This window comes from Variovorax sp. dw_308 (assembly GCF_019207085.1).
In the GTDB taxonomy this organism is placed as follows: Bacteria; Pseudomonadota; Gammaproteobacteria; order Burkholderiales; family Burkholderiaceae_C; genus Variovorax.
Map to the genome: position 1 here is coordinate 182,471 of NZ_JAATOM010000012.1, position 14,206 is coordinate 196,676.

At 65.2% G+C, this 14,206-nt stretch carries 10 protein-coding genes and 1 pseudogene; 3 read left to right on the forward strand and 8 right to left on the reverse strand.

Annotated features, from left to right (window positions below):
• Positions 1 to 7 precede the first annotated feature (7 nt).
• The 4 genes from odhB to HCU76_RS22650 all read right to left on the reverse strand — a co-directional run bounded on the left by odhB (position 8) and on the right by HCU76_RS22650 (position 6,943).
• Positions 8 to 1,276, reverse strand: coding sequence for a 2-oxoglutarate dehydrogenase complex dihydrolipoyllysine-residue succinyltransferase (odhB, locus tag HCU76_RS22635; protein WP_218510721.1), 1,269 nt, complete (start codon positions 1,274 to 1,276; stop codon positions 8 to 10).
• A 52-nt stretch (positions 1,277 to 1,328) separates the two neighbouring features.
• On the reverse strand, positions 1,329 to 4,205 hold the full coding sequence (locus tag HCU76_RS22640) for a 2-oxoglutarate dehydrogenase E1 component (protein ID WP_213953968.1): 2,877 nt from the start codon (positions 4,203 to 4,205) through the stop codon (positions 1,329 to 1,331).
• 168 nt (positions 4,206 to 4,373) lie between these two features.
• Positions 4,374 to 6,308: a propionate--CoA ligase gene (locus tag HCU76_RS22645; RefSeq protein WP_345944632.1), complete on the reverse strand. Its 1,935-nt coding sequence runs from the start codon at positions 6,306 to 6,308 to the stop codon at positions 4,374 to 4,376.
• Positions 6,309 to 6,340: 32 nt separating this feature from the next.
• Positions 6,341 to 6,943 carry an isochorismatase family protein gene (locus tag HCU76_RS22650; protein ID WP_213953966.1) on the reverse strand — a complete coding sequence of 201 codons (603 nt, stop codon included), beginning with the start codon at positions 6,941 to 6,943 and terminating at the stop codon, positions 6,341 to 6,343.
• A 196-nt stretch (positions 6,944 to 7,139) separates the two neighbouring features.
• On the opposite strand from HCU76_RS22650, the gene HCU76_RS22655 reads away from it, so the two are divergent.
• Positions 7,140 to 8,747, forward strand: coding sequence for a 4-hydroxyphenylacetate 3-hydroxylase family protein (locus HCU76_RS22655; protein WP_213953965.1), 1,608 nt, complete (start codon positions 7,140 to 7,142; stop codon positions 8,745 to 8,747).
• Entirely contained in the window at positions 8,738 to 9,517 is a 780-nt protein-coding gene (locus HCU76_RS22660) for an alpha/beta hydrolase (protein WP_213953964.1), read from the forward strand. The genes HCU76_RS22655 and HCU76_RS22660 overlap by 10 nt, the downstream gene beginning before the upstream one ends.
• A 6-nt stretch (positions 9,518 to 9,523) precedes the next feature.
• On the opposite strand, the pseudogene HCU76_RS22665 reads toward HCU76_RS22660, so the two are convergent.
• Positions 9,524 to 9,652, reverse strand: a pseudogene (locus tag HCU76_RS22665) (PQQ-dependent sugar dehydrogenase); the annotation flags it as partial.
• A 232-nt stretch (positions 9,653 to 9,884) separates the two neighbouring features.
• On the opposite strand from HCU76_RS22665, the gene HCU76_RS22670 reads away from it, so the two are divergent.
• On the forward strand, positions 9,885 to 10,442 hold the full coding sequence (locus HCU76_RS22670; protein ID WP_213953963.1) for a C40 family peptidase: 558 nt from the start codon (positions 9,885 to 9,887) through the stop codon (positions 10,440 to 10,442).
• A 100-nt stretch (positions 10,443 to 10,542) separates the two neighbouring features.
• On the opposite strand, the gene lpdA is transcribed toward HCU76_RS22670, so the two are convergent.
• From lpdA to HCU76_RS22685, 3 genes are all read right to left on the reverse strand, one after another.
• Positions 10,543 to 12,363: a dihydrolipoyl dehydrogenase gene (gene lpdA, locus HCU76_RS22675; protein ID WP_213953962.1), complete on the reverse strand. Its 1,821-nt coding sequence runs from the start codon at positions 12,361 to 12,363 to the stop codon at positions 10,543 to 10,545.
• The gene (locus HCU76_RS22680; protein ID WP_213953961.1) at positions 12,360 to 12,950 is read right to left on the reverse strand and encodes an MFS transporter; all 591 of its coding nucleotides are present in this window, start codon (positions 12,948 to 12,950) and stop codon (positions 12,360 to 12,362) included. The genes lpdA and HCU76_RS22680 overlap by 4 nt, the downstream gene beginning before the upstream one ends.
• A 115-nt stretch (positions 12,951 to 13,065) precedes the next feature.
• Positions 13,066 to 14,206 (reverse strand): 2-oxo acid dehydrogenase subunit E2 (locus HCU76_RS22685; protein WP_218510722.1); only part of this gene is annotated, 1,141 nt, incomplete at its 5' end.

Consider the following 14,206-nt stretch of genomic DNA (forward strand, 5'->3'; position numbering starts at 1 on the left):
GTGCTCCTCAGATGTCGAACAACAGGCGCGACGGATCTTCCAGCGCTTCCTTCATCGCCACCAGGCCCAGCACGGCTTCGCGGCCGTCGATGATGCGGTGGTCGTAGCTCATGGCGAGGTAGTTCATCGGGCGGACGACGATCTGGCCGTTCTCCACCACCGCGCGGTCCTTGGTCGCGTGCACGCCCAGGATGGCCGACTGCGGCGGGTTGATGATCGGCGTCGACAGCATCGAGCCGAAGGTGCCGCCATTGCTGATCGAGAACGTTCCGCCGGTCATTTCTTCAATGCCCAGCTTGCCGTCCTTGGCCTTCTGGCCGTACTCGGCGATCTTCTTCTCGATCTCGGCAAAGCTCATCTGGTCGGCGTTGCGCAGGATCGGCACGACCAGGCCGCGCGGCGAACCGACAGCGATGCCGATGTCGAAGTAGCCGTGGTACAGGATGTCGTTGCCGTCGACCGACGCGTTCAGCACCGGGTACTTCTTCAGCGCATGCACCGCGGCCTTCACGAAGAAGCTCATGAAGCCGATCTTGACGCCATGCTCCTTGCTGAACGCATCCTGGAACTTCTTGCGCATCTCCATGACCGGGGCCATGTTGACTTCGTTGAAGGTCGTGAGGATGGCGTTGGTCGATTGCGACTGGATCAGGCGCTCGGCGATACGGGCGCGCAGGCGGCTCATCGGCACGCGCTGTTCCGGACGGTCGCCCAGGTCCGGCGCACTGACGGGTGCCGAGACTTGTGCAAGCGCCGGGCGAGCGGCGGGCGCAGCCACTGCCGGAGCGGGTGCAGCCTTGGGGGCGGCGGCGCCGGCGGCCACCGCGCCGAGCACGTCGCCCTTGGTCACGCGGCCGTCCTTGCCCGAGCCGGCCACGTCGCCAACCTTCAGGTTGTTGTCGGCCAGCAGCTTGGCGGCCGATGGCATGGCGACGTCCGACTTCGAGCCGCCCGTGGCAGCAGCAACCGGAGCAGCAGCCGGTGCAGCAGCAGCAGCGGCCGGGGCCGCCGCAGGTGCGCCGGCGCTCGCCTTTCCTTCGGTATCGATCTTCGCGATCAACTGTTCGGCCACCACCGTGGCGCCGTCACCCTGGACAATCTCGGCCAGCACGCCGGCGGCTGGCGCCGGCACTTCCAGCACGACCTTGTCGGTCTCGATCTCGATCAGGATCTCATCGATGGCGACGGCTTCGCCGGCCTTCTTCTTCCAGGTCAGCATGGTGGCTTCGGCCACCGATTCGGACAGCTGGGGGACTTTGACTTCTACGATAGACATTTGAGTTTTGCTCCGCTTCGCGTGCTTGGCTTGTAGTGTTTTAAGAGTGGGATTACTTGGTCAGCACGAAGCCCTTGAGCTTGCCGAATGCGCCGTCGACCAGCGACTTCTGTTGTTCCTGGTGCAGGTGCGAGTACCCGGCCGCAGGCGAAGCTGAAGCGGCACGGCCCGAATAGCCGAGGCGCTGGCCTTCCTGCATGTTCTCGTGGATGTAGTGCTGCACGAAGAACCATGCGCCCTGGTTCTGCGGCTCGTCCTGGCACCACACCACGTCGACGAGGTTGGTGTACTTCTTCAGTTCCGCGCCGAATGCCTTGTGCGGGAACGGATAGAGCTGCTCGACGCGGATGATCGCCACGTCTTCGCTGCCGCGTTCCTCGCGCTTCTTGGCCAGGTCGTAGTAGACCTTGCCCGAGCAGGCGATCACGCGCTTGACCTTCTCGGCCTTCAGGTCCTTGTTGTCCGGAATGACCGTCTGGAAGTTGCCCTTGGTGAACTCGGACAGCGGCGAGGTCGCGTCCTTGTTCCGCAGCAGCGACTTCGGCGTCATGATGATCAGGGGCTTGCGCAGGTTGCGCACCATCTGGCGGCGCAGCACGTGGAAGATCTGGCTGGCGGTGGTGGGTTGCACCACCTGCATGTTGGTGTCGGCCGACAGCTGCATGAAGCGCTCGATGCGCGCCGAGCTGTGTTCCGGCCCCTGGCCTTCATAGCCGTGCGGCAGCATCAACGTGATGCCGTTGACGCGGCCCCACTTCACTTCGCCCGAAGCGATGAACTGGTCGATCACGACCTGCGCGCCGTTGACGAAGTCGCCGAACTGCGCTTCCCAGATCACCAGCGTGTTGGGATCGTTCGAGGCGTAGCCGTATTCGAAGGCCAGCACGGCTTCTTCGGACAGGATCGAGTCGATGACGACGAACGGGGCCTGGTTGTCGGCCACGTTCGACAGCGGCGTGTAGATGCCGGTGTCGAACTTCTCGCGGTTCTGGTCGTGCAGCACGGCATGGCGGTGTGTGAAGGTGCCGCGACCGCAGTCCTCGCCCGACAGGCGCACCGGGTAGCCGCTGGCCACCAGCGAGGCGAAGGCCATGTGTTCGCCCATGCCCCAGTCGACGTTGATCTCGCCGCGGCCCATGGCCGCGCGATCGTCCAGCACTTTCTTGACCAGCGGGTGCACGGTGAAGCCACCGGGCACGGTGGTGATCTTCTCGGCGAGGCGCTTCCACTCGGAGGTGGGAATGGCGGTGTCGCCGGCATCGGTCCACTTCTTGTTGAGGAAGGGGCTCCAGTCGACCGCGTACTTGCTCTTGAAGTTGGTCAGCACCGGGTCGATGGTGTTGCGGCCTTCGTCGAAGGCGGCGCGCTGGGCCTTGACCATGTCGTCGCCGAGCGTCTCGCCCATGCCTTGCGCAGCCAGCTTGTCGGCATACAGCTTGCGCGTGCCGGGGTGCTGGGCGATCTTCTTGTACATCAGCGGCTGGGTGAGCGAAGGCGTGTCCTGCTCGTTGTGGCCCAGCTTGCGGAAGCAGACGATGTCGATGACAACGTCCATGTTGAATTCCTGGCGGTACTCCAGTGCCCATTGGGTGCAGAGCACCACGGCTTCCGGGTCGTCGCCGTTCACGTGCAGCACCGGCGCCTCGATCATCTTGACGATGTCCGAGCAATACAGCGTCGAGCGGCTGTCGCGCGGGTCGCTGGTGGTGAAACCGATCTGGTTGTTGATGACGATGTGCACCGTGCCGCCCGTGTAGTAGCCACGGGTCTGCGCAAGCGCCAGCGTTTCCATCACCACGCCCTGGCCGGCGAAGGCCGCATCACCGTGCACGATGATCGGCAGCACCGAGTCGCCCTCGGCGTCGCCGCGGCGGTCCATGCGCGCGCGCACCGAGCCTTCGACCACGGGGTTCACGATTTCAAGGTGCGACGGGTTGAACGCGAGGCTCAGGTGCACCGGGCCGCCGGGCGTGGTCACGTCCGAGCTGAAGCCCTGGTGGTACTTGACGTCGCCTGCCGGCAGGTCTTCCGGCGCGGTGTGGTCGAACTCGGCGAACAGGTCGGCCGGCATCTTGCCGAGCGTGTTGACCAGCACGTTGAGACGGCCACGGTGAGCCATGCCAATCACGATTTCCTGCACGCCGGCAATGCCGGCCTGGTTGATCAGCTCGTCCATCGAGACGATGAAGCTCTCGCCGCCTTCCAGCGAGAAGCGCTTCTGGCCGACGTACTTGGTGTGGAGGAAGCGCTCCAGGCCTTCGGCGGCCGTCAGGCGGTTCAGGACGTGCTTCTTCTTCTCGACCGTGAGTTGCGGGTTGGTGCGGGCGCGTTCGAGCTTTTCCTGCCACCAGCGCTTCTGGTTCTGGTCGGTCGTGTACATGTACTCGGCGCCGATGGTGCCGCAGTAGGTTTCACGCAGGGCGTTGAGCAGGTCGCGCAGCGACATGGTGTCGCGGCCGAAGAAGGTGTTGCTGGTGTTGAACACGGTCTCGAGGTCGGCGTCGTGGAAGCCGTAGAACGAGGGTTCGAGTTCAGGGATGGCCGGGCGCTCGGTGCGCTTGAGCGGGTCCAGGTCGGCCCAGCGGGCGCCGACGTTGCGATAGGCGGCGATCAGCTGCTGCACCGCGGTGCGCTTGCGGCCGAGTTCGGAGTCTGCGCCGCTGGCCTGCACCACACGCGTGGTGCCCTGCTTGGCCCGTTCGGCGAAGGCGTTGATCACCGGCAGGTGGGGAACGTCGCGGGTGTTGCTGCCGTCGCCGGCGGGGACGTTCTGCAGCGCGTCAAAGTACGAGCGCCAGTTGTCGGGCACGCTGCCGGGGTTGGCGAGGTAGTTCTCGTACATCTCTTCGACATAGGGCGCATTGCCGCCGAAGAGGTAGGTGTTGCCTTGATAGGCGCGATACGCCGATGGCGTGCTGGATTCGCTCATATTCCGCTGACCTTCGCTTCCCTGAAGGAAGCACTAGCTGGTAAGAAAACCTTCCGCGACACGGCTGAACCGATTGGCGGATGCGACTGTGGCTGGGGAAGGGCCTGAGTACCGGGGGATTGTGCCACGTTGAACCGTGACACAACATGCGAAGCTTTCATGAAGCTTTCAAGGTGCAACCAGTTGTTTGATCTGCTGCAGCGAGGAAGGATCGTCGATGGTGGTCAGGTCGCCGGGGTCGCGCTGCTCGCAGACCGCCTGGATCGCGCGACGCAGGAGCTTGCCGCTGCGGGTCTTGGGCAATGCGGTCACGAAGCGCACGCGGGCCGGACGGGCCACCGCGCCGAGCTGGTCGGACACGCGCATCATGATTTCCCCCTCCAGCGTCAGGGCCACGTCCGCATCGCTGGCGGCGGCGCCGGCCTTCGGAACGACAAAGGCCATCGCGACCTGGCCCTTCAGCGCATCGGCAACGCCGACCACAGCGACCTCGGCCACATTCGCATGGCCGGAAATGCTTTCCTCGATCTCGCGCGTGCCGAGGCGGTGGCCGGCCACGTTGATCACGTCGTCGGTGCGGCCGAGGATGTAGAAATAGCCGTCTTCGTCACGAATGCCCCAGTCGAAGGTCGAGTACACGACCTTGCCGGGCACGCTGCTCCAGTAGGTGTTGACGAAGCGTGCGTCATCGCGCCAGACGGTCTGCATGAAGCCGGGCGGCGTCGGGCCTTCGATGGCGACCACGCCTTTCTCGTTGGGCGCGGTGAGTTCCTCGCCGGTCTCCTCATCCAGGATCTTCACGCGCCAACCGTACATCGGAACGCCGGGGCTGCCGAACTTGCTCGGCTTTTTCTCGACGCCGTTGGCGATCGTGAGGATCGGCCAGCCCGCTTCGGTTTGCCAGTAGTTGTCGATGATGGGTACGCCCAGGCCTTCGCTGATCCAGCGCGCGGTGGGCTGGTCCAGCGGCTCGCCGGCGAGGAACAGCGCGCGCAGGCTGGACAGGTCGTACTTGCCGAGCAGCGCAGGGTCCTGCTTCTTCAACACGCGCACGGCGGTGGGCGCGCTGAACATCACGGTGACCTTGTACTTCTCGACGAGGCTCCACCAGATGCCGCCGTCCGGCTGCTGGTCGAGGCCCTGGGTCGGCAGGCCCTCGTACATGATGGTCGCCATCCCGGCGATCAGCGGGCCATAGACGATGTAGCTGTGGCCCACCACCCAGCCGATGTCGCTGGTGGAAAAGTAGGTCTCCCCGGCGCGGCCATCGAAGATGTGCTTCATGCTGGCCGCAAGCGCGACGGCATAGCCGCCCGTGTCGCGTTGCACGCCCTTGGGCCGGCCCGTGGTGCCGCTGGTGTAGAGGGTGTAGCTGATGGCCGTGGCATCGAGCCAGGTGCACGGCACTTGCGTATCAATGTGCGTGGCGCGCAGCGCGCTCATCAGGTGGTCGCGCCCTGCCGCGAGTTCCATGGGCGCCAGCCCGCGATCGGCCAGCAGGACGGCATCGGGCTTGTGCTTCGACAGGCGAATGGCCTCGTCCAGCAGCGGCTTGTACGCCTGCACCTTGCCGCCGCGAGACCCGGCATCGGCGCTGACGATGACCTTGGGCTCCGCGTCTTCGATGCGCGATGCCAGGGAAACACTGGCGAATCCGCCGAACACCACGCAGTGGACGGCCCCGATGCGAGCGCAGGCCAGCATCGCGAAGGCGGCCTCGGGGATCATCGGCATGTAGATCAGCACGCGGTCGCCCTGCCCCACGCCGAGTCCGATCAGGCTCGCGGCCATGCGCTGCACTTCGGCGTGCAGATCCTTGAAGCTGAACGTGCGCTCGACGCCGGTTTCGGTCGAGACGAAGATCAGCGCGGCCTGGTCGCCACGCGTCGCGAGGTGCCGGTCGACCGCGTTGTGGCACAGGTTGGTGGTGCCGCCCACGAACCACCTGGCAAAGGGCGGACGGCTCGCATCCAGGATCTGCCGGGGCGGCGTCTGCCAGTCGACCAGGCCGGCCTGCTCGGCCCAGAAGGCCTCGGCGTCATCCACCGAACGACGATAGAACTCACTGTACGAACCCATGCTTCGTTGCCTCCTTGTATGCACCTCGCCGCCGCGTGGAATGGATCAGCGCCCGTTCATCGAATCATCGCCTGAAATTCCTTGAACTTCGGATGCTCGGCCGTGGCCAGCCATTCGAAGCCCACCATCTCGGTGGTCACCAGCTCGGCCCCCGCGCCAGCCAAGCGATCGAAGGCCGCATCGCGGTTGCGTTCGGTACGGGAACTGCAGGCGTCCACCACGACCCAGACTTCGAAGTCGTCTTCCAGCAGGTCCAGCGCCGTCTGCAGCAGGCACACATGAGCCTCGCAGCCCGCGATGACGATGCTGTTGCGCTCGTCCGCCTGGGCGGCCGGCTTCTGCAGGTGCTTGGGCAGGCTGCGCGCATTGCCCTTGGGCGCCGGGGCCGGCGCGCGCAGCCATTCGCCCAGGCCCTCTTCCGCACCGCTGAAATGCATCTTGGCCAGCGTGCGGTCGCACAGCGCGCGAATGGCCGGCAGGTTCTCGCCGAGCTTCGAAGGGTTCTGTTCGGTGCCGAATACCGGCACGCCCAGCAGCCGGGCGAACTGCCCGAGCCGCACGGCATTGGCGGCCACCGCCTCGCCCTCGAAGATCGCGGGCATCAGGCGCGCCTGGTAATCGACCAGCACGAGTTGGGATTGGGATGCATCGAGCAGCATGGCGGAATATCTCTTCAAAAACGGCGGACGTAGAACGTACCACCGAACCTGGAGCGTTCCTCGATTGCGAGGCGGAAATCGGGAGCGGACAGCCGAACGCGGAAGTCGCAAAAGGATTCACGACCCGCATACCCACGCGGCGATGCGGTGGTCAAATTGCCGGCGCCCCGCGCCACTCGAAGATCCGGAGACACCGATGAACGCCCCGCTTCCGCACGCCACGCTGATGAGCGGCCAGGACTATCGCGAGTCGCTGCGGCGCTACAAGCCTCGGGTTTTCGTCGAAGGGCGACGGGTCGAGAGCGTCGCCGATGATCCGGCCTTCCAACCCGGGATCAATGCCATCGGAGTCACCTACGACCACGCGCTGAAGCCCGCGTACGAGCGTCTCATGACCGCTGTGCAGCACACCAGCGGCAAGCGGGTCAACCGCTTTTCGCACATCGACACCAGCGCGGGTGACCTGCTCAACAAGCTGGAGGCCGTGCGCCTCGTCTGCCAGGAAACCGGCTGCGCGCAGCGCTACCTGACGCACGACGCGCTCAATGCCATCGCGCAGGTGTCGGCCCGCATCGACGATGCCAAGGGCGGCACCGAGCACACCGCGCGCTTTCACAACTACCTGCACCGCGTGCAGGACCAGGATCTCACGCTCGGCGTCGCGATGACCGATGCCAAGGGCGACCGCAGCCGTCGCCCGCACGAGCAGGCCCATGTCGACAGCTATGTGCATGTGGTCGAACGCAATGCCCGGGGCATCGTCATCTCCGGCACCAAGGCCATCGTGACCGCTGCGCCCTATGTGCATGAATTGCTGGTCATGCCCTGCCGCAACATGGGCCGCGAGGATACCGACTTCGCCGTCTGCTGCGCCGTGCCGCTCGATGCGCCAGGCCTCACGATCATCGCGCGCCCGGCAGGCCGGCCCGGCGAGAGGCTGGAGCATGGCGAGGCGCTGTTCAGCCGCAAGTACGGGCAGAGCACCGGCGTGTGCATGTTCGACCGCGTGTTCGTGCCGTGGGAGAGCGTGTTCTATGCCGGTGAATGGGAGCACTCCGGCCACCTCACCTACAGCTATGCCACGCACCACCGCCAAAGCTGCATCGGTGCACGCGCCGGCTTTGGCGACCTGCTGATCGGCGCCAGCGCGCTGATGTGCGAAGCCAATGGCTTCAATCCCGGCAAGGAGTCCCATTTGCGCGAACAGATGGTCGAACTCATCACCATCACCGAAAGCTTCTTCGCCTGCGGTGTTGCCGCCAGCGTCTATGCCAAGGCCGATGCGCATTGCGAGGTGTTCATGCCCGACCCGGTGTTCAGCAACATCGGCAAGCTGCTGCTGGCCACGAAGATCTATGACATGCACCGCATTGCCCACTACGTGAGCGGCGGCCTGATCGTCACCCTCCCCGGCCCCGACGAAGACCACAATCCCGAGACCGCCGCCAGCCTGGCCGATGTGCTGCGTGCCAACCCTTCCGTGCCGTATGAACAGCGCATCGAGACGGCGCGCTTCATCGAGGACCTGACGGCCGGCTACCAGGGCGGCTGGTACAGCGTGATCAGCCTGCACGGCGGCGGCTCGCCCGCAGCGATGAAGCAGGAGATCTGGCGCAACTATCCCGTCGGCTCCAAAGTCGAGCTGGTCGAGCGCCTGCTGGAGCGCGGCGTGGCGCACGACCCCGAACGCGCCATCACGAAAAACCGGCAGCCAGGCAAATGCTGCGATACCGGCTGCACCACGCCCGGTCAGCCAGTCATGGTCGATTTGCCAGAGCCGACGCGCCCGAAGGCATGCGACTGACCCGCTGCCTGGCGGTGTTCGCGCTCGCAGCGTGCGCGTTGATGGCCGCCGGCTGCGCCTCGCGCAAAACGGTCGCGCCGATGGCCATGCAACGCGATGCCAGTGCATGCCCCGCGCAGACCGACACCTTGCTCGTGCTGCTGCCCGGCGCTTACTCCGACCCGGAGGAATTCGTGAAGGAAGGCTTCATCGATGCGGTGCGCAAGCGCCGCCTGGCGGTCGATCTGCTACGCGTCGACGCGCACCTCGGCTACTACAGCGAAGAGGTCATCATCGACCGGCTGCGGGCTGACGTGATCGCGCCTGCGCAGGCCCGGGGCTATCGTGCGATCTGGATTGCCGGCATCTCGCTCGGCGGCTATGGCGGCATGGTCTACGCCGAAGAGCGACCCGGCGAGTTGGCCGGCATTGTCGCCATCGCGCCCTACCTCGGCGAGCGCCTGATCGCCACCGGCATCGACAACGCCGGCGGCCTGGCGCGATGGCGCGCGCAGCCGCTTCTGCCGGAGATGTCGCCGTTCGAAAAGCGCGAGTTGAGGGTATGGCGCTGGCTGCAGGCATATTCGGCCGATCCGCCACTGGGCGACCATCCGCCGTTGTGGCTGGGCTATGGGATGGACGACCGCTTCGCCTTCAGCCATCGATTGCTTGCCGCTGCATTGCCTGCGGACCATGTGGCGACGACCGAAGGCGAGCATGACTGGCCCGAATGGATGCGGCTCTGGCGCAGCCTGCTGCCACGTTTGCCGCTGCCCAGATGCCCGAGCTGAAATTCAGTCCTTGAGCTCGATGCGGTCGAGGTAGCCGAACTTCAGCGAGCCGACAAACAGGTTGCCCCTCCACGCCGGGTCGTACTGGTCGCTGGTGAGGAAGGCCATTCCGGACGGCGCGCCGGGCGGCACCCAGTCCCATTTGCCTCTTTTTCATCAGCGCGATGGAAGAAGTTAGATGCAAATTGACTCTATTTGGCGAACTTTATGATTAACGACAGATGACAGAACGGAGTCACGACTTCACGAGCTTTACATTTCACATAACGAGTTTGTAAAAATATCGTTATGCGACAAGGACTTAGCATGCAAATCACAAAGTGTGATTAATTTGACATGACCGTTTGTCATCAATATCCTACCGACCATGCGTTTTTTAGTCTTAATTGCTTCCCTCCTGCTGGCCGCCGCCGCACACGCAGCTCCCCAGCAGGACCGCACAGACGACACGGACCGCACGCTCAATGACAACAACAAGGGCTTGATCGGCCAGCTCGATCAAGTTCGCCAGTCCGTCACCGACCGTACCTCCGAACTCGTCGTCAGCGCCATCGGCTTCCTGGGCGTGCCCTACCGTCGCGGCGGCAACACGGCCGAAACCGGATTCGATTGCAGCGGCTTCGTCCGCGCCATGTACAACCAGACCGTCGGCATGGTGCTCCCGCGCCGCGCCGAAGAGCAAGCCCGCGCGACCGAACCCGTCGCCCGCGCGGACATGAAGCCGGGCGACTTGGTGTTCTTCAACACGATGCGCCGCGCCTTCAGTCACGTCGGCATCTACATCGGCGAAGGAAAATTCATCCATTCGCCACGTTCAGGCGCTGAAGTGCGCGTCGAGGACATGACGGGCAGCTACTGGCAAAGACGCTTCAATGGCGCGCGTCGTGTCGAGGCGGTGCAAGGCCCCGTGAGCGCTGGCGAATAGCCTCCCGGATTCGCAAGACCGGTCAGCCGCTTCCCGACGACCCAATAAAAATCCCGCCTCTCAGGGCGGGATTTTTCATTCGCGCCGTGCTTTCGCGTGCTCAGCGCTTCGACGGTGGCAAGTCGGTGCAGGTCCCGTGCGCCACCTCGGCCGCCATGCCGATGCTTTCACCCAGCGTCGGGTGCGGGTGGATCGTCTTGCCGATGTCGACCTCGTCCGCCCCCATCTCGATGGCCAGCGCCACCTCGCCGATCATGTCGCCCGCATGCGTGCCGACGATGCCGCCGCCGATGATGCGGTGCGTCTCGGCGTCGAACAGCAGCTTGGTGTAGCCCTCGTCACGGCCGTTGGCGATGGCGCGGCCGGAAGCCGTCCACGGGAACAAGCCCTTCTTGACCTTCACGCCCTCGGCCTTGGCCTGGTCCTCGGTGATGCCGACCCATGCCACCTCGGGGTCGGTGTAGGCCACGCTCGGAATCACGCGGGCATTGAAGGCGGCGCTGGAGAGCTCCCTGTCGCCCTTCTGCTCGCCGGCGATCACCTCGGCCGCCACATGCGCCTCATGCACCGCCTTGTGCGCCAGCATGGGCTGTCCGACGATGTCGCCGATGGCGAAGATGTGCGGCACGTTGGTGCGCATCTGGATGTCGACGTTGATGAAGCCACGGTCGGTGACGGCGACGCCGGCCTTCTCGGCACCGATCTTCTTGCCGTTCGGGCTGCGGCCGACGGCTTGCAGGACCAGGTCGTACACCTGCGGCTCCTTGGGTGCCTGTTCGCCTTCGAAGGTGACCTTGATGCCGTCCTTGGTCGCCTCTGCGCCCACGGTCTTGGTCTTCAGCATGATGTTGTCGAAGCGCGGCGTGTTCATCTTCTGCCAGACCTTGACCAGGTCGCGGTCCGCGCCCTGCATGAGGCCGTCGAGCATCTCGACCACGTCCAGCCGCGCGCCGAGCGTCGAATACACCGTGCCCATTTCCAGGCCGATGATGCCGCCGCCCAGGATCAGCATGCGCTTCGGGTCGGTGCCCATCTGCAACGCGCCGGTCGAGTCGACCACGCGAGGATCGTCCTTCGGCATGAAGGGCAGGCTCACCGCCTGCGAGCCGGCCGCGATGATGCAGTTACGGAACTTGACGACCTGCTTCTTGCCGGTGGTGTCCCAGCTCGTGCCGGAGGTCTCTTCCACCTCGATGTGGAACGGGTCGATGAAGTTGCCGACACCGCGCACCGTCGTCACCTTGCGCATCTTGGCCATCGCGCTGAGGCCGCCCGTCAGCTTGCCGACCACCTTGTTCTTGTGTGCGAGCAGCTTGGCGCGATCGACCGTGGGCGCCGCGAAAGTCACGCCGAGCGATTCGAAGTGCTTCACTTCGTCCATCACCGATGCAACGTGCAGGAGCGCCTTCGAAGGGATGCAGCCCACGTTCAGGCACACGCCGCCGAGCGTGGCGTAGCGTTCGATCAGCACGACCTTGAGGCCCAGGTCGGCCGCGCGGAATGCCGCCGAATAGCCACCGGGGCCCGCGCCAAGCACGACCACGTCGCATTCGACATCGACCGATCCGCTGTAGGAACCGGCGGGCGCCGGCGCGGACACCGCAGGCGCCTGCTTCGGCGCCGGGGCTGCTGCAGCAGGTGCCGGCGCCGGCGCGGCGGGGGATGGCGCAGTTGCGGCCGCGCCGCTGACCTCCAGCGTCAGCACCACCGAGCCCTCCTTGACCTTGTCCCCCACCTTCACAGCCAGCGCCTTCACGACACCGGCTGCAGACGACGGGATCTCCATCGAAGCCTTGTCCGATTCGACCGTGATCAGCGATTGCTCCGCCTTGATCGTGTCGCCCACCTTGACCAGCACCTCGATCACCGCGACTTCGTCGAAGTCACCAATGTCGGGCACCTTGATTTGTTGTTCGCTCATTTGGACACCTTGAGTTTGAGTGTGAGAACGTCGACCGGTCCGGCCGAATTGCGATCGAATTCGCAGGCGGCATCGATGCCGGCCTGCGCGACTTCCAGCGCGGTGCGCGCCTTCGGGTAAGCCGCATGCATGGCGCCGAGCGCGAAGTTGCGTCCGGAGCCGATGCCCCAGAACTCCTTGAACTCGAACACTTCGCGGTAGCTGTAGACACCGTAGATGCCACTCGGGTTGGCCAGCAGCAGCGTGAACTGGCTCGACTCGTAGGGCTCGTGCTCGTCTTCCTTGGTCTGCATGAAGAACGTGTCCTTCAACACCGGATGCAGCAGGGTGAAGGTGCGGTACACCTCGTCCTTGCTGCCGAAGCGAAGCTCCTCGCGCGCCGTCGCCGCCAACGCATGCCGCAGCGCCGGAAAGTGCGCCGCGGAGCCAGCCACAGCGATGACGCTCTGGCCAACGGCATCGTCGACCTTGAACATCTTGCGGTTGGCCTCCATGCGATGCGACATGCGCGTGTCCCCGAAGGTCACGAGCGAGTCCGACACCATGGCCACCTGGCCGCCCTTTCGAACGGCCACGACGGTGGTCATATGAGACCTCGCCGGGCCGCCCCAAGAGGTCTGCTCCCCCCGGGGGACGACGCCGCAGGCGTCAAGGGGCCCGCAAACCCTCGCCGAGCCGCGGACGCTCCAGGCGTCGATTCGCTCATAGAAGAACGCGGCGGAAGTCCCCGAGGATCTGCCCGATGAACACGTTGAAGCGTGCTGCGGCAGCGCCGTCGATCACACGATGGTCCCAGCTCAGCGACAGCGGCAGCATCAGGCGCGGCTGGAAGGCCTTGCCGTCCCACACCGGCTCGATCGTGCTCTTGCACACACCCATGATGGCCACTTCGGGCGCATTGATGATGGGCGTGAAGTAGCGCCCGCCGATGCCGCCCAGCGAACTGATGGTGAAGCAGGCACCCGACATGTCGGCCGGCCCGAGTTTGCCGTCGCGCGCCTTCTTCGCGAGCTCGCCCATTTCCTGACTGATCTGGATCACGCCCTTCTTGTCGGCGTCCTTGATGACGGGCACCACGAGGCCGTTCGGCGTATCCGCCGCGAAGCCGATGTGGAAGTACTTCTTCAGCACCAGCGCGTCGCCGTCGAGCGAACTGTTGAACTCCGGGAACTTCTTCAGCGCCGCCACCGAGGCCTTGATCAGGAAGGCCAGCATCGTGACCTTGATGCCGGACTTCTCGTTCTCCTTGTTGGTGGAGACGCGGAAGGCTTCCAGGTCGGTGATGTCGGCGTCGTCATGGTTGGTGACGTGCGGAATCATCACCCAGTTGCGATGCAGGTTGGCGCCGCTGATCTTCTTGATGCGCGACAGGTCCTTGCGCTCGAACTCGCCGAACTTGGAGAAGTCGACCTTGGGCCACGGGATCAGGCCCAACGCGGCGCCGTCTCCGCCACCGCCGGCCGGAGCCTTCGCGGCGGAAGCCTTGGTGCTCGCCTGGCCGGTCATCACGGCCTTGGTGAAGCCCTTGACGTCTTCCTCGGTGATGCGGCCCTTGGGCCCCGAGCCCTTGACCTCCTCGAGCGGCACACCAAGCTCGCGGGCGAACTTGCGCACCGAGGGCGATGCGTGGGGCAGGTTCCCCTTCGGCGCAACGGTCGGGTCATGCGCCGCCGGTGCCGTCGCAGGCGCCGAAGCTGTCGCCGGCGCAGCGGCCGCGACCGGCGCGGAAGCGGTTGCGGTCGCCGGGGCCGCAGCAGCCTGCGCTGGCGCAGGAGCGGCAGCACCGCCACCGGCACCCTCGATCACCGCGATCAGATCCCCAATGTTGACCGTATCGCCAACC

Excerpts from the sequence above, each read along its gene's own strand:
- HCU76_RS22650 (WP_213953966.1), bottom strand. The coding sequence starts at position 6,943 with ATGCTGCTCGATGCATCCCAATCCCAACTCGTGCTGGTCGATTACCAG.
- HCU76_RS22680 (WP_213953961.1), bottom strand. The coding sequence starts at position 12,950 with ATGACCACCGTCGTGGCCGTTCGAAAGGGCGGCCAGGTGGCCATGGTG.
- HCU76_RS22655 (WP_213953965.1), top strand. The coding sequence starts at position 7,140 with ATGAACGCCCCGCTTCCGCACGCCACGCTGATGAGCGGCCAGGACTAT.
- HCU76_RS22640 (WP_213953968.1), bottom strand. The coding sequence starts at position 4,205 with ATGAGCGAATCCAGCACGCCATCGGCGTATCGCGCCTATCAAGGCAAC.
- HCU76_RS22670 (WP_213953963.1), top strand. The coding sequence starts at position 9,885 with ATGCGTTTTTTAGTCTTAATTGCTTCCCTCCTGCTGGCCGCCGCCGCA.
- HCU76_RS22660 (WP_213953964.1), top strand. The coding sequence starts at position 8,738 with ATGCGACTGACCCGCTGCCTGGCGGTGTTCGCGCTCGCAGCGTGCGCG.
- odhB (WP_218510721.1), bottom strand. The coding sequence starts at position 1,276 with ATGTCTATCGTAGAAGTCAAAGTCCCCCAGCTGTCCGAATCGGTGGCC.
- lpdA (WP_213953962.1), bottom strand. The coding sequence starts at position 12,363 with ATGAGCGAACAACAAATCAAGGTGCCCGACATTGGTGACTTCGACGAA.